The following is a 19,892-nucleotide window of genomic DNA, read 5'->3' as shown; positions in this document are numbered from 1 at the left end:
GCGTCATGTTGGTGGTGTATTGTGTTCTTGATGAAATATGGAAAATAATATCTTGAACAGCCAGAAAGAAACTCATGCAACATCCCGTTTGGGATGGCTTCGGGCTGCTGTGTTGGGCGCGAATGATGGTATTCTGTCAACATCCAGCCTTATTATGGGTGTTGCCAGCGCACATGCTAGTCGGGAAAATATTTTGCTGGCTGGAATATCAAGCCTGGTGGCCGGAGCCATGTCTATGGCTGCAGGAGAGTATGTTTCTGTCAGTTCGCAGGCAGATTCAGAAAAAGCTGATCTTGCTCGTGAAAAGCAGGAGCTCGGTAGCAGTTGGGATACCGAAGTTGGCGAACTGGCTGATATATATCGCCAGCGTGGGCTGGATGATGCTCTGGCCTGCACGGTTGCACAGCAGCTCATGCAACATGACGCATTGGGGGCACATGCCCGTGATGAATTGGGTATTTCCGATGCAACATCTGCACGACCAATACAAGCGGCCTGTGCATCGGCTGGGGCATTTTCGTCTGGTGCAATACTCCCGGTGTTGGCTGCATTACTCTCATCTTCATCTATTGTATCATGGGCTGTGTCTGCAGTCTCACTCATAAGCTTGGCGTTACTTGGAGTTGTGGGAGCCCGTGCAGGTGGTGCTGCACCTTTGCGGCCTACCTTGCGTGTCATATTTTGGGGTATTGTCGCTATGGTGGGAACAACTTTTGTTGGGAAAATATTTGGTGGTTCGTAAATAAATTATCATTTGCCCGTTCAGAGATGACATGATGATAAATATATCTTGTAAAGTGGACATAAATATCTCAGTTCCTTGGATTTTATTTTAGATGATAGTGAGCGCGATTGAACCGCGAACGTCTAAAGTCATCGGTATGACTGACGTTCTTTCCCGTCCATTCCTGCCGCCTAAGAGATGGCAGGAGTTCGAAAGTCTCACCTTCGATCTCTTCAGCCGCATCAAGAAGTGATTATGCCACGTTGCTTCAAAAGCAGGCTTCATAAAGAGATGGAGCATGCTGTTAAAATGTTTTGACATCGTATCGTTGTATGTGCGAATGAAAGGAAGCACATTTCTCATTACTTCGTTTGCCAATGGCGGTGAATGATAGGGAAATGACGGCATCGGTCACGACGATACCCGGACGGCCAACGACGGTCTCCGTGCCTGAAAAAGGCGTTTCCGTTCATGTTAATGACGGAGACTGGATGCGATGACGTGGACAAAGGATTTCTTAAAGCAGGTAATCCGCGCACTTTGCTTGCGGCCTTTCTTTACTTCGATGTCTCCTTCATAGTGTGGGTTCTTCTGGGACCGCTGGGTATTTCGATCGCACATGATCTGCATCTGAATGCTGGCCAAAAAGGACTGCTGGTGGCCACGCCTGTTTTGGCTGGTGCCTTATTACGTGTGGTTGCTGGTGCGCTGGTTGATCATTTTGGGCCGCGCCGTGTGGCAATTGGTGCACAGATATTTGTTATCGCGGGGCTGTTTGTTACATGGCTTGTAGCTCCACACAGCTACGCAGCGCTGTTTGGTGTAGCGCTGGTGCTAGGCGTGGCAGGTGCATCATTTGCTGTTGCTCTTCCCCTTGCTTCTGCCTGGTATCCACCACAATATCAGGGAACTGCGCTAGGGATTGCCGGAGCTGGTAATTCTGGCACTGCGCTTGCTTCCTTGTTTGCTCCCGGCCTGGCTGCACTTTACGGCTGGGTTAATGTTCTGGGGTTGGCAACTCTGCCATTGATGGCTGTGTTGATTGTCTTTTGCTTTTTAGCCAGTGAACCACCAGAACGTCGGGTTGGTGGCGGATTGACAACGTGGCTGCCTGTTTTGCGCAATGCCGATTGTTGGGCGCTTATGTTCTTCTACGGTGTTACGTTCGGTGGCTTTGTCGGGCTGGCTTCATTTCTGACAATTTATTTTAACGATCAATATGGTCTGTCTCCCGCTATTGCGGGTACTTGCACAGCTTTGGTTGTGTTTGTTGGTTCATTCGTGCGCCCCTTGGGAGGGGCCATGGCAGACCGTATTGGCGGTGAACGCGCGCTGAGCATTTTATATACGCTTGCTGCGGGCATTTTTGCCGTGATCGGGGTCGGGCTTCCTACAATCTGGCTTGCTTTTCCGGCCTTTTTTCTTGGCATGCTTGTGCTGGGTTTGGGAAACGGCGCCGTGTTCCAGCTTGTGCCTACGCGTTTTCCAACGCGTGTAGGCATTCTTACCGGTCTGGTGGGTATGAGCGGTGGTGTTGGTGGGTTCTATCTTGCGTCATCCCTTGGCGCAGCCCGGCAGATGACGGGCTCTTATGGCCCAGGGTTTTTGTGCTTTGCTGTTATTGCGCTGGCTGCACTTGCATGTGTCAGTTTTTGCCGTCGGCGCTGGATGGCCAAAAGCAACGGAATTCCGACGGGAGCAAATGCTCCTGGTGCCCTGTAATCCTTCCCTTCCTACCAGAGCCGGAATACTGCTGTGACCCGTATTTTCTTTTCGTCCCATTCGGCCTCTTTTTCTACCGCATCGGTGGCTATGCTGGCAGGATTGTGCCTGCACCAGACAGCTTGGGCAGATAATGCTCAGCCTGCAAACAAGCAGACAACGAATGCGCAGGTTCTTGCCAAAAGCACCATCATGCCTGCGCTCAAACAGAAAGCGCCTTATTCCAATTCAACACCACATAGTCCAGATTGGGGAGTATTTAATACAGGTAAAGGTGTAGCCTCCGGTTTTGGCATCATAGGGGGGCCTGGGCAGCCCCGTTGGGCGGAAGACTGGAGTGACTTGGCAACCATGTCCCCAGCAAAAAGGCGTGCAGACTGGTTTAACCGTCTGAAATACATTCCGCTGACAGATAATGGTGATATCTGGCTATCGATCAACGGAGAAGAACGCTTACGCTATATTTTTGAAAACCAGCCCATGATGGGCACTGCCGGCAAAACCAATGCAAACCGTGTTCTACTCCGTAACCAGTATGGTGCAGATCTGCATATTGGTGAACATATTCGTGCATATGCCGAATTTCTTTGGGGCGTGGCTGGTGGTTCCAATTATTACGGCTATCAAACTGGTGTTCAGCGCGAACGGTTGGATCTTCAACAAGGCATTTTGGAAGTTAAAGGCAACCTGCTGGGCGCAAAAATGGGAGCAATAGGGGGCAGGCAAGTTTTTCTTGATGCTCCTTTGTCCATGCAGTCGTCACGAGATCTGACGAATGCCCAGCAAACATGGGATGGATTTCGTGGATATGCGGTTTGGAAATCATTCCGCATGGATCTGTTTGATTTCATGCAAACAAACAAGTTGCCTCGTAACGTTTTTGCGAATGGTACAAATTATAATGCCCGCATGTATGGCATTTATACATCCACAGCACTGCCCAACTTTACCGTTATGGGGCAAAAAAGCCAGATTTTTGCAGATGTTTTTTTCATAGGGTATCTATTTAACGGTACACCTGCGGCTATTTCCACAACAACGGGCACACAAAGTGGTTCAACCCGGCGCGATAATGTTGGTTCACGTATCTGGGGCAATGTTGGGCCATTTAATGTGAGCCTGACAGGGGTGTTTCAGGGGGGAGAGTTTCGCCCGGCAGCCAGTCAGGGGGCAACACGTGCAGTTCGTGCCTGTGCGGTTAATGGTGTATTTGGTTGGACAGCAAAAAATCTGAAATCTGCACCGTCTTTTTCATTGCAGGCAGACATGTTTTCTGGCGGGTCCTATCATAGCAAGGATGGTGCTGTTGGAACATTTGCGACCCCATATTTTCCTTTCCCTTATTATAATGATGTCACGCTTGCCCTGACATCTCAGAACCTGATTGGTGTCGGGCCGGTCATTACGGCCACGCCTGTTCCTCATCTGCTTCTCAAATTGCATGTGCCGGTCTTCTGGCGGGAAAGTACGCAGGATGCTGTTTATGGAACTGGCAAAATATACTCATGGCGCAACAATCTTTCTGGTGGGTTTATTGGGGCCACACCACAAACACAGATTGCATGGAACTTTGCGCCACATTGGACCTGGACACATGATATCGCCGGATTTGTGGCCTCGAATGGCATGAGACAAGCCGGGGCAAAAGATGGCGCTTTTTATATGCAAACCATGGAATTCAAATTCTGATGCCAAGCCTTACAATAGGAGAGACGGTCATGATCACTACAGAAAACATTGTCATTATCGGTAACGGCATGGTGGGGCATTACTGTGCTGAACAGCTTGTTACGCATGGTTTGCATAAAACACACGCTATCCATATTTTTGGTGATGAACTTCACGATGCCTATGATCGTGTGCATCTCACTGATTATATGAGTGGGCAAGATGCATTGGCATTGCGCCTGCATAAAGACGACTTTCATACACATCATGGCCTGACACTCCATCGTGGTGTGAGGGTGGAACATATTGATCGTGATGCCAAAACGGTTGAAAGCATCGAGGGCGTTCTACCTTATGGCACGCTTATTCTTGCCACCGGCTCTACGCCATTTGTGCCGCCCATACCCGGTAACACCGGTACAGCCGGGCTGGTTTATCGGACACTTGATGATCTTGACATGATCCGGGCAGCAGCCAATGGCGCTACACATGGTGTGGTTATTGGCGGCGGCCTGCTTGGGCTGGAAGCCGCAAATGCATTGGCTGGGCTAGGTTTGTCCACCGCTGTGGTGGAGTTTGCACCACGCCTTATGCCGGTGCAACTTGATGAAGATGGCGGACAGGCATTGAAACAGCGGATTGAAGCCCTTGGGATCAATGTCCTCACCGCACATGCCACGCAGGAAATTGTTGCAGGAGAAAACTACAGGCATAGGCTTGTTTTTGCCGATGGAACGTTTCTGGAAACGGATCTGGTCGTTTTTTCTGCCGGCATTCGTCCTCAGGACCGTTTGGCACGTGAATGTGGGCTGGCTATCGGGTCACGTGGCGGGGTTGTAATTGATGATACATGCCGTACTTCTGACGCAGCCATTTTTGCTATTGGGGAATGTGCCTGCTGGAATGGGCAGGTTTTTGGGCTGGTTGCCCCAGGTTATACAATGGCCCGTACGGTGGCATCCATACTGGCAGGGGAGCAGGTGGCCTTTGCCGGAGCGGATATGTCCACAAAGCTCAAGCTTCTGGGGGTTGATGTTGGCTCTCTTGGAGATGCACACGGTCGTACACCGGGGTGCCGCAGTTACAGATTTATTGGAGAAATAGACGGTTCCTATCGCCGCCTTGTGTTGTCTGAAGATGGGCATCATGTGCTTGGTGCCGTGCTTGTGGGAGACAATGCCTATTATGATACCATTCTCCAATGTGTACAGAATGATATTAAACCCCCGGCAGATCCAGCGGCACTCATCCTGCCGCGGGGGGAAGGAGCTGATCTGCTAGGAGCAGATGCGCTGCCTGATACAGCCATGATCTGTTCGTGCCATAATGTGACGAAAGGAGCGATCTGCGCATCCATTGAGAACGGCTGTACGGACTTGGCAGGGCTGAAACAATCCACCAAAGCCAGTACGGGCTGCGGCGGATGTTCAGCTTTGCTTAAAAATGTATTTGAAACGGAGCTGGAAGCACGCGGCATTACCGTTGATCATAGCCTATGCGAACATTTTTCCTATACACGCCAAGATCTTTACGCGCTTGTCCGTGTGCATGGGATTCAGACGTTTGAGGATCTTATGGCGCAATATGGCAATGGCGGTTTGGGTTGCGATATCTGCAAACCTGCGGTTGGTTCAATCCTTGCTTCGGCCTGGAATAAACCTATTACAGACCCTCTCTATATTCCGCTGCAGGACACGAATGATACATTCATGGCCAATATGCAAAAAAACGGAACATATTCGGTGGTACCCCGTATTGCAGGTGGAGAAATAACACCGGAAAAGCTGATTGTTCTGGGGCAGGTGGCCAAAAAATACGGCCTTTATACCAAGATTACCGGTGGCCAGCGTATAGATCTGTTTGGTGCGCAACTGGACAAACTCCCCGATATCTGGAGCGAATTGATGGATGCCGGGTTTGAGACCGGGCAAGCCTATGGCAAATCCACCCGAACGGTGAAGTCCTGCGTGGGCAGCACGTGGTGCCGTTATGGTGTGCAGGATAGCGTGGGTAAGGCGCTGGACCTGGAAAATCGCTACAAAGGCTTGCGTGCGCCGCATAAACTGAAATTTGCCGTTTCTGGATGCACCCGTGAATGTGCTGAAGCTCAAAGCAAGGATGTCGGTGTTATTGCCACAGAAAATGGCTGGAACCTTTATGTTTGCGGTAATGGCGGTATGCGCCCCCGCCATGCGGAACTTTTCGCAACAGATCTGGATTCTGAAACACTTGTGAAATATATTGATCGTTTCCTGATGTTTTATATCCGTACGGCAGATAAGCTCCAGCGTACCTCTGTATGGCGGGAAAACCTGGAAGGCGGGCTGGATTATCTTCGTGAAGTTATTATCGCTGACAGTTTGGGTATTTGTACGGAACTAGAGAAACAGATGCAGATGGTAGTTGATAACTACCACTGTGAATGGCGCGATGCGCTGACAGATCGCGAAAAACTCAAGAGGTTCCGTACCTTCGTTAATGATCGGCGGCCGGATCCGAATATTCGTACCGTTGCCGAGCGTGATCAGGTTCGTCCGGCAGACAATTTGCCAGAAACCACATCATCAGCAGGCCCAACGGAATGGACAGAATTGTGCCAAAGTCATGATCTGGTCGTAAAATCTGGTGTTGTGGCATGGTATGATGGAAATCAGATAGCTCTGTTTTACTTGCCAGAAACAGAAGTTACACCTGCGCAGGTGTATGCAATTGACAACCATGATCCATTTTCGAACGCCAATGTTATTGGCCGCGGCATTATGGGGGATCTGAAAGGGCAACTGGTTGTGGCATCTCCCCTTTATAAGCAGCACTTCCGTTTGGAGGATGGGCAGTGCCTGGAAGACCCGGCTATCCGTTTACGGACATGGGATGCCCGTTTGGAAAATGGGAAAGTGATGATCCGGGCAAAAATAAACGAATATACGCCGGAAACTCTCTTGGCCTGACCTAATTATGGCGCGGGAAGAAGTCCGTACGGTTTGCCCTTATTGTGGGGTAGGATGCGGGATTATACTGGAAGTGGAGAATGACCGTATTGCAAAGGTGCGGGGAGATACAGCACATCCTGCAAATGGCGGCCGTCTTTGCACCAAAGGAAGTTCCTGTGACAAACCTCTTCTTTCCGATCAGCGCCTGCATCAGGCGCTGATCCGCCCTCAACGTGGAGAAAAAGCAGTTCCTGTAGCAATGCAACAGGCTATTAAGGACACTGCGGCAAGATTGCGGACAATCCTGAATACACACGGGCCTGATGCAATTGCTTTTTACGTGTCCGGGCAGATGTCGCTAGAGGCACAGTATCTTATTAACAAACTGGCCAAGGGATTTGTTCGTAGCCAGCATATTGAATCTAATTCCCGCCTCTGCATGGCCGCAGCCGGAACAGGATACAAACTTTCCCTTGGGGCGGATGCCCCCCCTGGCAGTTATGAAGATTTCGATTGCACAGATCTGTTTTTTGTTATCGGTGCCAATATGGCCGATTGCCATCCTATCCTGTTTTTGCGTTTGATGGATCGCAAGCGGGCCGGGGCTAGGGCCTGTTAGATCTTGAATTTCTTCCCATATTGTAGGGATGGAAGAAGGAGACAGAACAGGCACCTTTACGGACGAGACATGGGCGATCTGGGAACCTCTGATTGAGGAGGTTCGCCCGAGGGGCAAGACGCCGCCACATGATCTGCGGCGGACGATAGCAGCGATTTTCTGGCGTCATGAGAATGGCGCGAAATGGCGGAGTATCCCCGCTGAACTGGGTCCGTGGTGGCGGGCTGCGCAGCTTTTCATCCGCTGGGCGAAGCTCGGCGTATGGGAGCGGCTGCTCGCACTGGTTCAGGAACAACAGGGAGTGGCATTCGGAATGACTTTTCTGGATGGCACAAACATCAGGGCTCACCACAAAGCGGCGGGAGCCCAAAAAAAGGGGCCTCTTTCGAAGAGCGAGACCATCGTGAAGCACTTGGCCGCTCTCGCGGTGGCTATGGCACAAAAGTCTGCGTGATCGCTGATGGACATGGAAAAGCCTTCGGTTTTGCGCTGGCCCCTGGACAGGCTCATGAACTGCCTCTGGCACCAGCCATGCTCGACAGCCTTCCCGCCACTCCCCTGTGGGTAGTAGCGGACAAGGGCTACGCGTCGAACGCCATGCGTGAACGGATATGGGACATGGGAGCACGGCCAGCCATTCCTGCGAAACGACGCGATGGCCCGGTCGCCTGCCCCAAATGGGCCTATCGGTGTCGGCATCTCGTTGAGAACCTCTGGGCTCGCCTCAAGGAGTGGCGCGCTGTCGCAACCAGATATGAAAAAACAGCAACGTCGTTCCTCGCGGTCATCCACATCGCTGCCGCAGCAGACTGGATCAAGCTCTAACAGGCCCTAGAGCGGAACTGATATCACCTTACCTCTTTATAAACTTCTTATAAATAAAGAACCCCACGGCATTCCCGACGTTAGATATTTTTTGGATCAGAAAAACAAAAGCACAACCTCCAAAAGTCAATGTTTCGGTTTGGGAATGATGGTGGCACCGTAAGGTCATACCTGACGCCTGCTGTCTGGTTAGATTATGTCTCTTCAGAAAGGGGTTCTTCCATGACCTTTTCAATCGTGGCGCGCTGCCCACAAAGTGGACAATTCGCGGTGGCTGTATCTTCATCCTCTCCTTCTGTTGCTGCGCGTTGTGGGTTTGCACGAGCAGGAGTGGGAGCTGTTACAACGCAAAATGTAACGGATCCTCGCCTTGGGCCATGGGCACTGGATCTACTAGAGGCAGGAGCGTCGGCTACAGAAGCGCGCGATATCATTGTACGCAACTGCACTTTTCCTCATTACCGACAAATGAGCTTAATTGACCGTGAAGGTCGCACAGCGGTGTATACCGGAAGCAAAGCGCTGGGGCTGAGCACTGATCTGTGTGGTGTGAACATTGCATCTACCGGAAATCTTCTCGCCTCCAAATGCGTAGTGGAAGCCATTGTTCGCAGCTTTGAACAATCGGAAAAAAGCAAAGAACTGGGAGCCCGCGTTATTGTGGCCATGAAGGCCGGACTTGCCGCAGGAGGAGAGGCTGGCCCCGTTCGTTCTGCCGGGTTGCAGGTGGTGGCCCAAGAAGCTTGGCCCTTAGCCGATCTGCGTGTGGACTGGGACGAAGCTCCGATAACAAAGCTGGAAGAATTGTGGACTATTTGGCAGCCCCAAATGCATGACTATGTCACACGCTGCCTTAACCCAGAAGTTGCGCCATCTTATGGCGTTCCTGGTGATGAGTAAAAAATAAGATTCTTGATTTCTTTAAAAATTATCTATTTTTTTTGGAAGAAGACACCAATATGACCATCGAGAAAACAGAAGTTCTTGTAGTTGGGGCTGGTCAGGCTGGCATTGCCATGAGCGAACATTTGCGCGGCTATGGCATTGAACATGTAGTGCTTGAACGTAACCGCGTGGCAGAACGGTGGCGCAGTTGCCGGTGGGACTCTCTCGTGGCCAATGGTCCAGCATGGCATGATCGCTTTCCGCATTTGGAATTTCAGCATGATGGCCCGGATGATTTTGTTCCTAAAGAGCGTGTTGCTGATTATCTTGCTGCATATGCCCAAAAAATCGATGCTCCCATTCGTTGTGGGGTAGAGGTAAAAGAAGTGCGGCGTAACGCTGGGCGTCTTGGCTTTACTGTGCAAACATCGGAAGGTGTTATTGAAGCCAAGGCTGTTGTTGCTGCTACAGGGCCTTTCCAAATACCTGTTATTCCTCCTATAGTTCCAGAAGCTTCCGGTATTGCCCAAATTCATTCAGCATCTTACCGCAATCCAGAACAACTGCCTGAAGGTGCTGTTTTGGTTGTAGGGGCAGGATCTTCTGGCGCACAAATAGCTGAGGAGCTGATGCGGAGTGGACGGAAGGTTTATTTGTCTGTCGGCCCGCATGATCGTCCCCCTCGGCATTATCGTGGGCGTGATTTCGTATGGTGGCTAGGTGTTCTCAATAAATGGGATGCAGAAGCAACGCCGGGGGTAGAGCACACAACAATTGCCGTAAGTGGCGCAAATGGTGGGCATACGCTTGATTTCCGGCGTCTTGCATCTGAGGGCATGACACTTCTTGGGCGTACCGAGACATTTCATGATGGCGTGTTAACGTTTGCCCCAGATCTGGCCGAAAATATTGCCAAAGGGGATGCAAACTACCTTTCCTTGCTAGGGGAGGCAGATACATACGTTACGCGTAATGGTCTTGATCTGCCAGAAGAACCTACAGCTCGTGATATGCTGCCAGATCCAGAATGCATGAAGCATCCTGTTTTGGAGCTGGATCTGCAAAACGCTGGTATTAACACCATTATATGGGCAACTGGTTTTGGAGTAGATTATAGCTGGTTAAAGGTGGAAGCGTTGGATGAGCAGGGGCGTCCACACCACCAGCGTGGCGTTTCTGCTGAACCTGGGATCTATTTTCTTGGTCTGCCGTGGCAGACACGCCGTGGCTCGTCCTTCATATGGGGGGTGTGGCATGATGCAAAATATGTAGCAGATCACATTGCCAAACAGCGTGGTTATATGGCCTACAAGCCATCGCGCGAGGAGGGATAATGAAAAGCCTATCCTATTATACACAGCGCGCCGATGCTCTGAAATTTCGTAATAATTGCTGGATTGATGGGAAATTTGTACCCGCCAGATCTGGAAAGTGGTTTGAAGATGTAAATCCAGCAACGTCATCTATTCTGACACAGGTAGCACGAGGAGGCGCAGAGGATATTGATAGGGCTGTAAAATCAGCCCGTCGGGCGTTTGAAGATGGGCGGTGGTCTCGTCTTACTCCTGGCGCTCGTAAGGAAACACTCCTACGTCTTGCTGTGCTGATACGTGAACATCTTGATGAATTTGCGCTTCTTGATACGCTGGATATGGGGAAGCCAATTTCCGAGACCACGAATGTGGATGTGCCTGGGGCGGCGCAATGCCTACAATGGCATGCAGAGGCTATAGACAAGCTATACGATGAGGTGGCTCCAACGGGGGGGCGTGATGTTGCGATGATCCGGCGCATACCTCTGGGGGTAGTTGGGGCTGTGGTGCCTTGGAATTTTCCGCTGGACATTGCTATCTGGAAATTAGCTCCAGCCCTTGTAACGGGTAATTCCGTAGTTCTTAAACCAGCAGAACAATCTCCACTTTCTGCTTTGCGTCTGGCGGAGCTTGCAGCCGAAGCCGGTCTACCCGATGGCGTTCTGAATGTGGTGCCAGGTCTGGGGGAAGAAGCAGGGCAGGCGCTAGGCTTGCATGATGATGTAGATTGTCTGGTTTTTACGGGCTCCACCACAGTGGGTAAGTTGTTCATGCGCTATGCAGGCGAGAGCAACATGAAGCAGGTGTGGCTAGAAACAGGCGGGAAAAGCCCCAACATTATTTTCCCGGATGCAAATCTTGATGTTGCGGCAGATCAAGCTGCCTTTGGAATTTTTTTCAATCAGGGGGAAGTCTGTTCTGCAAACTCACGCCTGTTGGTGCATGAGTCTATTGTAGATGAAATGATTGAGCGTATGCGGCTGCGGGCTGAAGCAATTATCCCGGGAAATCCGCTAGACCCAGATACAAAAATGGGCGCTATGGTGGATAATCGCCATGCAGCACGTGTTGCAGAGTTTTTAAACTCTGGTCGGGAAAGTAGCCGTCTTGTTGCGGGGGGAAATCGTATTACGGTTGGTGCGTCAGACGCCTTTATTCAGCCAACAGTTTTTGCAGATGTGCCTCGGAATACTTTGATCGCACGTGAAGAAATTTTTGGGCCGGTCCTGGCTATTCAAACATTTCGCGATGAAGAAGATGCTCTTCAGCTAGCGCATGATACGCCTTACGGTTTGGCTGCTTCTGTCTGGACACGAGATATTGGACGGGCGCTTGATCTTTCGGAACGACTGCAGGTTGGCACGGTTTCTGTGAATACCGTAGATGCTCTTTCTCCCATGACACCTTTTGGTGGTGTTAAGCAATCAGGTTTTGGGCGGGATTTATCACTGCATAGCTTTGATAAATACACCGCGCTGAAAACAGTTTGGATTCAGTACTAACATCAGGAATTCAGAAGTAGAGGGTCAGAAATAATTTCTTTTTCTGATACCTCAAAACATTCCACAATCGCAATGTGATCGTTTGATACGTGCTGGGTCGCCGTATCGAAACAGTTCATACAGGAGACACATAGATTATGGCTCATACTCGTCTTCGTCCCTTCAATACGAAGGACACTTATCCCGAGCAGGAACTTGATAACGATCTTTGTCAGGCCGTTATTACGCAAAATACAATCTATCTGCGCGGGCAGGTGCCTCAGGATCTTGATACACGTGAAAATGTAGGGGTTGGAGACCCGGTGGCTCAAGCCGAAAAGGTAATAGATAATATTGAACTTTTGCTATCTGAAGCAGGCGCAAAGCTAACAGATATCTGCAAAGTTACAGTATACCTCACAGATATTCGCTACCGTGAAGCCACTTATCGTGTATTGGGGCGCCGCCTGAAGGGCGTATTCCCTGTATTTACAGGGTTGGTTGTTGTGGCTCTTGCCCGCCCAGAATGGCTGATTGAGGTAGATGTTATCGCTGAGCGTGAATGATTGCGAACACCCCGCTGCGCTTTGGCGGGGGTTTTTTATGTCTTGATAATGTTACGATTCCAATATGATATCCTGCATACAAACAGTAATTGCTGTTGAATGCCAGAGGAAGGAACCGTCCGATGACTGACACCACGACGGCACGAGGGCCAGAAGCTCATACCATTTATCAAATCCCACTTGATCAGCGGCATGGTCGTCCGCGTGATTTGTTTACGGTGTGGTTTGGCTCAAACATCATGATGCTGACCATTATCACAGGCGCGCTTGCAACAACTGTGTTTGGTCTGCCTTTCTGGCCCGCCATGCTTTCGGCTGTCTTGGGTAACATGATTGGTGGTCTGTTCATGGCGCTGCACGCAGCACAGGGGCCACAACTTGGTGTGCCGCAAATGGTGCAAACACGCGGGCAGTTTGGTTCAGTAGGGGCCATGGCTGTTATCTGCCTGGTGGTGATAATGTATGTTGGCTTCTTTGCTTCCAATCTCGTTTTGGGCGGAGAATCTCTGCACACTGTTGCAACATTTTTGCCTGAAAAAACATGCGTTATATTGCTCGGCCTCGTCAGCTTGATTGCTACTATTTATGGGCATGATCTAATCCATGCCTATACGCGGTTTATGACGGTTGTATCCGGCATTGCATTGGTTTTGTGTTTCGTATGGATACTGTGCATTAACGGTGTTTCATCTGCCACGCTGGCCCACGGCACATTTACCCTCTCTGGCTTTCTTGGCGGTTTGTCTACTGCTGCTTTGTGGCAAATTGCTTACGCGCCTTATGTTTCAGACTATTCGCGTTACCTGCCTCCGGGCACCGGTAACCGTCAGGCATTTATGGCAAGCTATTGGGGATGTGTGCTGGGCTCGCTATTCCCCATGATTCTCGGTGCACTTCTGGGTGTCATTGCGGGTGGGGGCGATGTGGTCGCTACACTTACAAAAGAAGTTGGTCCACTTGCACTTTTTATTATTCCCGTTCTGTCATTGGGTATTGCTTCTACAAACGCCATGAATCTTTATTGTGGTGCGTTGTCGGCCATTACAGTTATTCAGACCATCTTTCCTTCATGGAAAGCCACGCATGTCGGGCGCGCAGGTACGGCTGTTGTTCTGTCTGGCCTTTCTCTTCTTATCGCTCTCGGCACAGAAGCAAACTTTATGGAGGAATACACAAACTTTATTCTTCTACTGCTTTACGTCATGGTACCATGGACTGCGATCAACCTTGCTGATTTCTATCTGATCCGACATGGCGAATATGATGTTGCCTCTTTTTTTCGGGCTGATGGAGGCATTTATGGCCGTTACTGCTGGCCCGCGTTGAGTGCCTATGTGTTTGGTATCCTTATCCAGATCCCGTTTGTTTCAAACGGTCTTTATACCGGTCCGATAGCTACCATGCTTGGTGGCGCAGACATTTCGTGGATTGTAGGGTTGATCTTTGTGACTGTGTTTTACGTCTGGCTGATGCGGCATGAGCGGCATACGCAGCCTGTTGCAGGAAGTGCAGAATAATGAGTGGCCAGAACGATTTTCCGACAGAATTTGATTTCATTATCGTAGGCGCTGGTGCTGCTGGCTGTGTGCTTGCCAATCGTTTGAGTGCGCGAAGCAATTTGCGTGTAGCGCTTCTGGAAGCAGGGCAAGCAGACAATACACCGCGTATTCATGTTCCAGCCGGCACAATCTCACTTTATAAAAGCCGTAAATATACCTATCAGTATTATTCCACACCGCAGAAATATTTGGATAATAGACGCATCCATGTGCCACGGGGCCGCATGTTAGGTGGATCTTCCTCCATGAACAGCATGATCTACATTCGTGGTGCGCGTTCGGATTACGATGGTTGGGAGGCCATGGGCTGCACTGGTTGGGGGTATGACGCAGTACTAAAATACTTCATGCGGGAAGAAGATAATCATCTGCACCAAGACCCGCATTTTCATGGCACGGGTGGTGAATTGGTTGTAGATCAGCCGCGTGATCCATTGGGTGTTTCGCGCCTGTTTATTAAAGCTGCCGAAGAGGTAGGGCTGAAAGAGAATACTGATTTTAATGGCGCAAAACTTGATGGCATAGGTATTTATGATGTGACGCAAAAGGGCGGAAAACGCTTAAGTGCTTATCGTGCTTTTGTTGCGCCTGTGCGTTCCCGCCCAAATTTGCATGTTGTTACTGGTTGCAAGGTTGTTTCCCTTGTAACTGATGGCAAGGAAGTGCAGGGCGTCACCATAGAGCGGAATGGGCAGTTTCATGTTCTGCGCGCTCGGCGAGAAACTATTCTTTCCGCAGGGGCTATCGGATCACCACATCTGCTTATGTCATCAGGCATTGGTAACGCCCGCGAACTTTTGGCTGCAGGCGTGCCAGTTGTGGCTGATCTGCCAGAAGTGGGGCGCAATCTGCAAGATCATGTTGATGGGTTGGTTACCATCCGCTCTGATTCAGCTTCAACGCTTGGCTTTTCAACAGCTTCACTCTCCTCTGTTGTGCCATCACCTTTGCAATTTCTGCTTAAACGTAAGGGCTGGCTGACAACAAACTATGTAGAAGCTGGAGGTTTTGCATCCACACGTTACGCCAAGGATGTGCCAGATATTCAGTTTCATTTTGTGCCGGGTTACCGTAGCCATCGTGGACGGTTGTTTGAATGGGGCCACGGATTTGCCCTCCATACATGTGTGCTACGACCTTATAGCCGCGGGAGCATTCGCTTGGCACGTGATGGAAGCAGGAACCTGGACATTGATTTCAATTTCCTTTCTGATGAAAGAGATACGCATGTGCTGCTGGAAGGCGTAAAACTGGCGCGTTCCATTCTTCGTGCATCTCCTTTTGATGCGATACGAGGCAAGGAAATGGCGCCCACAGCCAATATTCAGACAGATGATCAATTAATAGAGTATTTGCGCGCATCGGCAAGCACAGTGTTTCATCCCTCAGGTACCTGCCGCATGGGAGCAGATGATACGAGTGTTGTAACGCCTGATTTGAAGGTGCGTGGACTAAAAGGCCTACGCGTAGCGGATACATCCATCATGCCAACGTTGGTAAGTGGCAATACCAACGCACCAACGATGATGATTGGAGATAAGGCATCCGATATGATTTTGGCGGATGCCGTATGACCTCAATGTATGATCTATCTGTGCAAGACATTCTTTCACAGTTGGTAGCTTTTCCCACTATCTGTCGCACAGAAAATCAGAACCTTATTGATTGGGTTGAAGAATTTCTGCGTGCATGTGGGGCGCGTTGCCTGCGTGTGCCAGGCGAGCAGGCTGGTCGTTTTAATCTGCTGGCCAGTATTGGGCCGGACACTCCAGATGGCATTGTGCTTTCAGCTCATAGTGATGTTGTGTCCGTAGAAGGGCAGCCATGGAAAACTGCCCCTTTTACCCTGACTGCATATGATGGAAACCTATATGGACGCGGAACAAGTGACATGAAGGGTTTTCTCGCTTGTATGTTGGTGGCCGCGCGGTATGCTGCCCAAAAAACAACCCTGCGAGCGCCGTTGCATTTGGCTATTTCGTATGATGAGGAGATAGGTTGTGTAGGAGTGCACTCACTTTTACGCTCTCTAGCTGTTCATAAATTTCAGGCGCGTGGATGTGTTATTGGGGAACCCACCAATTTACATGTGGTATCTGGCCACAAAGGCAAACTGGCCGCACGCATTGTCTGCCACGGTCTGGCTGCGCATTCGGCCAATCCCGCACGTGGTTCTAACGCCATTCTGCTTGCATCAGATATGGTACAGGCCATTAAGTTCCTGCAAGATGAATTGCAAAACAATGGCGCGCAAGATGAGAATTTTGAAGTACCATATAATACCTTACAGGTTGGGCTCATCCAAGGCGGTGTTGCGCTGAATATTGTGCCAGATTTGTGTGAAGTGCACTTCGAGATGCGTTTATTGCCCGGAGTAGATCCTGCGCTCTATATTGAACGACTAAAGCAGGAAGGAGCTCGTCTCTGCACAACGTACCCCTCTGCACGTATAGAGATTGAAACACTTAATACATATCCAGGATTAAACACACGGGATGGTACGCCATTTTTGCAGGAGATAATGGCTATTACAGGAGATAATGCGCCTTCATATATTGGATTTGGCACGGAAGGTGGGTTATTCAAAGAATATCTTGATATACCGGTAGTGGTTTGTGGACCAGGATCTATTGATCGTGCGCATAAGGCAGATGAGTTTATTCGTTTGGATGAATTATCTGCGGGCGTTCAGTTTGTAGAAAAAATAGTAGAGAAACTTCTATAAAATAAAACCGACATGGAAAGATTTTTACATTAGCAGGTTTAAACAGCATGATGAGAAAATAGGTGGCTATTCAAGTACTACCTAGAAGGAGACGTTGAAGGTGAAGTTTTCTTTGCGGCAGATTGAATATTTTGTCGCCACTGCAGAGCTGGGTTCCATTGTGCAGGCTTCTCGCCAAATTCCGATCTCTCAGCCTGCAATTTCTGCCGCTATCGCGCATCTTGAAAGCGTGTTTGGGGTATCACTTTTTATACGTCATCATGCACAAGGTCTGTCTCTTACTGCAGAGGGATGTCTGGTTTTACAGGAAGCGCGCACACTTTTATTGCACGCTCAGGAATTGGGAACCTCTCTGAACGGTATGCTCAAGCGTGTGCAAGGGGAAGTGAGGGTGGGTTGCATGACAACGCTATTTCCTCTACTAGCGCCAGATCTTATTCAGAATTTTTCGGCTGCTTACCCGGAAGCACGCTTGCGCGTCATTGCCGGACATCATGAAGAACTGATAGATAAACTCCGAAATGGTGAAATATCAGTCATGATTGGCTATAATATGACATTGCCCCCTATGATAGGTTTTCAGCCGCTTTCTGCACTGCCGCCATATGTATTTACTTCAAGTGACCATCCATTAGCTGCAAAAGAATGTGTACGATTGCAAGATCTGGCAGATGAGCCTTTTCTTTTGCTTGATCTGCCTTTTTCGAAGGAATATTTTCTACAGTTGTTTGCTTCAGCGGGAATCACACCATGTATTGCAGGTCATTATCCAAGTATGGATGTGATCCGTAGTTTGGCTGCAAGAGGTGTGGGCTTTGGGTTAGGAAATGCGCGCCCACGAAATCAGCAGGCACTGGATGGCAAATCTTTAGCTTATCTAACATTAGAAGATGAATGCGCACCACTTTTATATGGACTTTTTACAATTGTAGATCAAAAATTTCCTTTTCGTGTTTCAGCTTTTTTGGACATGTGTGAACAAGATCTTTCTGGAAAGCCATTGCCGGGAACTCTGAATTAGCAGATTTTCTTCCTATAAGTTTTGGTGCAGAAGGAAGCGTAAATTGAGGGCTATCCAATTAAAGATATGCCTCAGTTTTCCAGAAATGGAGAATAGGAAAAAATTACGCTATATGATTTTAATTTATATTGACCAAAAATATATTTATAAATTACTATTTTAGAAATATGGACGGTAATAATATATGGATTTTGTATTTATATTATTACCTAATCGTGAAATATTCCTGATATGAAGAGCATACAAAGTATTCTTCAAGGATGGATTTTTTTGCTCCAAATGTTTCGGGATCGTTATGTTTCTTTTGTGCAAAGTAGGTGATACATGCGACAGACCCTGATCGATCGAAGTGCCTTCAAATTTGTATTGCTATCATGTTGCGCTGCATTTTTGTGTGAAACAGGTATGCCAACAGCCCACGCACAAGTTTCTGCGCCGGCACAGGTGCAGGTAGGAGACATTGCCAAAACCCTTAAGCCAGAAGAGGCAGAAAAGGGCGCAGGCACCCCAACAGATGGGGAAGAACCACCTGTGACTTCTCTTTCTGAAGAGGAAGAGGCCATGAAGCCTAAGGCGGGTAATCTGTTCCATGTCAAACCCGGTCATACCCCCACATATTGGGAAGGGCTGGAAGGGCACGTCTCTATTGAAGCGGGGATTTCAGGCAACCCCTGGACACGCTCAGGACGCAACTTTGCGCAGTACTATTCAGATCGGGCGAATACGGTCACACTGAACCAGATTATTGGGTCATTGTCTCACCCTGTTACGTCTGTAGGTAGTGGGTATGGCATCGGCTTTGTGCTGGAAGCCATGTATGGTTCCGATGCGCGGTTTGACCCCACAATCGGGATGGGTTCTGGCTCCCTGCATGGGCTGTATCAGTGGGCCCCTACACAGGCGCATCTGGATGTGCACCTGCCGTGGATCTTCAAGCGTGGCATTGATGTGCAGATCGGCCAGATGTATGGCATTATGGGCGCAGAAGGCACGCCAGCTCTGGCGCGCCCCTTCTACACCTACAACTACGCATCCGATTATATCGTGCCGTTCCAGACGGTGGGTATTCTGGCCACCATGCATCTGACACGCCACATGGACTGGATTTTGGGGGTGGATGCAGGCAACTCCACAACCTTTGGCGCATCGGGCAACAACAACAAGCCCAAGGGCTATTTTGGTCTGGCGTGGAACAAGCTGATGGATGGCAAGCTGGATGTGCATGCCATCGGGCACTTTGGGCCGCAGGGCAACAATGGCCGCACCATTGTCTCCCCCACAGGGTGGGTGAGTGCGGGCATTGGCAAGCAGGCCAACAGCCTCATGCAGTATAATGCGGATGTCATGGCCACGTATCATATCAATGACAAGATGACCGTTTCCGTGGATGGCACCTATCTGCACGATGATTCCCTGCGCGATGATGCCTATGGTGTCACAACCTACTTTTCCTACGACATCCACCCCTGGCTGACATTCAATGCACGAGGTGAAATCTTCCGTGACAACACGGGTGGGGTGATTACGGAATATTCCAGCTTCAACTCCCTCACGCAAGCACTCAGCAACCAGCCATTCCCCTATTACAACGCTCTGCCCACAACCTATGGCGAACTGACGCTGGGTGTCTCCTACCGACCAGAGTTCGTGAACAAGAAGCTGGCTCTGGGGGGCTTTACCATCCGGCCTGAAATCCGGCTGGATAAATCCCTTAACGGCACGCACCCATTCAACCAGGCCGGAACCGTGCAGAACCCAACCGTCAATAACGGCACAAATAACATGCTCTGGTTCAGCTGTGATGCAACCTGGTCTTTCTAGGTGTTTAGCACTACAGTTGCATTTTGTGTCGTG

14 protein-coding genes and 1 pseudogene are annotated in these 19,892 nt (G+C 49.7%); all 15 read left to right on the top strand.

Translation table 11 applies throughout. From position 1 onward, the window contains the following. Window positions 1-37 precede the first annotated feature (37 nt). The 15 genes and pseudogenes from FCN51_RS26465 to FCN51_RS26395 all read left to right on the top strand — a co-directional run bounded on the left by FCN51_RS26465 (window position 38) and on the right by FCN51_RS26395 (window position 19,859). Window positions 38-742: a VIT1/CCC1 transporter family protein gene (locus tag FCN51_RS26465; RefSeq protein WP_006115457.1), complete on the top strand. Its 705-nt coding sequence runs from the start codon at window positions 38-40 to the stop codon at window positions 740-742. Window positions 743-1,225: 483 nt separating this feature from the next. After that, window positions 1,226-2,446: a nitrate/nitrite transporter gene (locus tag FCN51_RS26460; protein WP_039891527.1), complete on the top strand. Its 1,221-nt coding sequence runs from the start codon at window positions 1,226-1,228 to the stop codon at window positions 2,444-2,446. A gap of 33 nt (window positions 2,447-2,479) precedes the next feature. Continuing rightward, window positions 2,480-4,135, top strand: a complete 1,656-nt coding sequence (locus FCN51_RS26455; RefSeq protein WP_201762638.1) for an alginate export family protein — start codon at window positions 2,480-2,482, stop codon at window positions 4,133-4,135. Window positions 4,136-4,164: 29 nt separating this feature from the next. Next, the gene (nirB, locus tag FCN51_RS26450) at window positions 4,165-7,062 is read left to right on the top strand and encodes a nitrite reductase large subunit NirB (RefSeq protein ID WP_039891524.1); all 2,898 of its coding nucleotides are present in this window, start codon (window positions 4,165-4,167) and stop codon (window positions 7,060-7,062) included. Between the two features lie 7 nt (window positions 7,063-7,069). After that, a pseudogene (locus tag FCN51_RS26445) lies at window positions 7,070-7,654 on the top strand (molybdopterin-dependent oxidoreductase); the annotation flags it as partial. Window positions 7,655-7,691: 37 nt separating this feature from the next. Continuing rightward, window positions 7,692-8,488, top strand: a protein-coding gene (locus FCN51_RS26440) for an IS5 family transposase (protein WP_197051022.1) whose coding sequence is annotated in 2 segments (ribosomal slippage) — window positions 7,692-8,031 and window positions 8,031-8,488 — 798 coding nt in all. Because the reading frame shifts where the segments join, the coding sequence is not laid out codon by codon here. Between the two features lie 129 nt (window positions 8,489-8,617). Then, a complete protein-coding gene (locus FCN51_RS26435; protein WP_006115463.1) occupies window positions 8,618-9,388 on the top strand; it encodes a DUF1028 domain-containing protein in 771 nt (256 codons plus the stop codon). A 59-nt stretch (window positions 9,389-9,447) separates the two neighbouring features. Next, complete coding sequence (locus FCN51_RS26430; RefSeq protein WP_012813251.1) at window positions 9,448-10,707, top strand: flavin-containing monooxygenase; 1,260 nt, start codon at window positions 9,448-9,450, stop codon at window positions 10,705-10,707. Beyond that, the gene (locus tag FCN51_RS26425; protein WP_006115465.1) at window positions 10,707-12,188 is read left to right on the top strand and encodes an aldehyde dehydrogenase; all 1,482 of its coding nucleotides are present in this window, start codon (window positions 10,707-10,709) and stop codon (window positions 12,186-12,188) included. The genes FCN51_RS26430 and FCN51_RS26425 overlap by 1 nt, the downstream gene beginning before the upstream one ends. A gap of 137 nt (window positions 12,189-12,325) precedes the next feature. Then, window positions 12,326-12,733: a RidA family protein gene (locus FCN51_RS26420; protein ID WP_003630593.1), complete on the top strand. Its 408-nt coding sequence runs from the start codon at window positions 12,326-12,328 to the stop codon at window positions 12,731-12,733. Window positions 12,734-12,855: 122 nt separating this feature from the next. Beyond that, the gene (locus FCN51_RS26415) at window positions 12,856-14,250 is read left to right on the top strand and encodes a purine-cytosine permease family protein (protein ID WP_003630594.1); all 1,395 of its coding nucleotides are present in this window, start codon (window positions 12,856-12,858) and stop codon (window positions 14,248-14,250) included. Next, window positions 14,250-15,866 (top strand): GMC family oxidoreductase, encoded by a 1,617-nt coding sequence (locus FCN51_RS26410; protein ID WP_006117385.1) that lies wholly within the window; start codon window positions 14,250-14,252, stop codon window positions 15,864-15,866. The genes FCN51_RS26415 and FCN51_RS26410 overlap by 1 nt, the downstream gene beginning before the upstream one ends. Continuing rightward, complete coding sequence (argE, locus tag FCN51_RS26405) at window positions 15,863-17,017, top strand: acetylornithine deacetylase (protein WP_006117386.1); 1,155 nt, start codon at window positions 15,863-15,865, stop codon at window positions 17,015-17,017. The genes FCN51_RS26410 and argE overlap by 4 nt, the downstream gene beginning before the upstream one ends. 94 nt (window positions 17,018-17,111) lie before the next feature. Next, a complete protein-coding gene (locus FCN51_RS26400; protein ID WP_006117387.1) occupies window positions 17,112-18,038 on the top strand; it encodes a LysR family transcriptional regulator in 927 nt (308 codons plus the stop codon). A gap of 324 nt (window positions 18,039-18,362) precedes the next feature. Then, window positions 18,363-19,859, top strand: coding sequence for an outer membrane beta-barrel protein (locus FCN51_RS26395; protein ID WP_006117388.1), 1,497 nt, complete (start codon window positions 18,363-18,365; stop codon window positions 19,857-19,859). Window positions 19,860-19,892 lie beyond the last annotated feature (33 nt).

Origin of the sequence: Acetobacter pasteurianus (assembly GCF_009914215.2) — a bacterium.
GTDB lineage: Bacteria > Pseudomonadota > Alphaproteobacteria > Acetobacterales > Acetobacteraceae > Acetobacter > Acetobacter pasteurianus.
The sequence above is the reverse complement of the archived record's forward strand: the minus strand, read 5'-3'. Positions and strand labels throughout refer to the sequence as shown.

Bases quoted from the DNA above. Each gene is read 5' to 3' on its own strand.
- FCN51_RS26465 (WP_006115457.1), top strand. From the start codon at position 38: ATGGAAAATAATATCTTGAACAGCCAGAAAGAAACTCATGCAACATCC.
- nirB (WP_039891524.1), top strand. From the start codon at position 4,165: ATGATCACTACAGAAAACATTGTCATTATCGGTAACGGCATGGTGGGG.
- FCN51_RS26435 (WP_006115463.1), top strand. From the start codon at position 8,618: ATGTTTCGGTTTGGGAATGATGGTGGCACCGTAAGGTCATACCTGACG.
- FCN51_RS26430 (WP_012813251.1), top strand. From the start codon at position 9,448: ATGACCATCGAGAAAACAGAAGTTCTTGTAGTTGGGGCTGGTCAGGCT.
- FCN51_RS26425 (WP_006115465.1), top strand. From the start codon at position 10,707: ATGAAAAGCCTATCCTATTATACACAGCGCGCCGATGCTCTGAAATTT.
- FCN51_RS26420 (WP_003630593.1), top strand. From the start codon at position 12,326: ATGGCTCATACTCGTCTTCGTCCCTTCAATACGAAGGACACTTATCCC.
- FCN51_RS26415 (WP_003630594.1), top strand. From the start codon at position 12,856: ATGACTGACACCACGACGGCACGAGGGCCAGAAGCTCATACCATTTAT.
- FCN51_RS26410 (WP_006117385.1), top strand. From the start codon at position 14,250: ATGAGTGGCCAGAACGATTTTCCGACAGAATTTGATTTCATTATCGTA.
- argE (WP_006117386.1), top strand. From the start codon at position 15,863: ATGACCTCAATGTATGATCTATCTGTGCAAGACATTCTTTCACAGTTG.
- FCN51_RS26395 (WP_006117388.1), top strand. From the start codon at position 18,363: ATGCGACAGACCCTGATCGATCGAAGTGCCTTCAAATTTGTATTGCTA.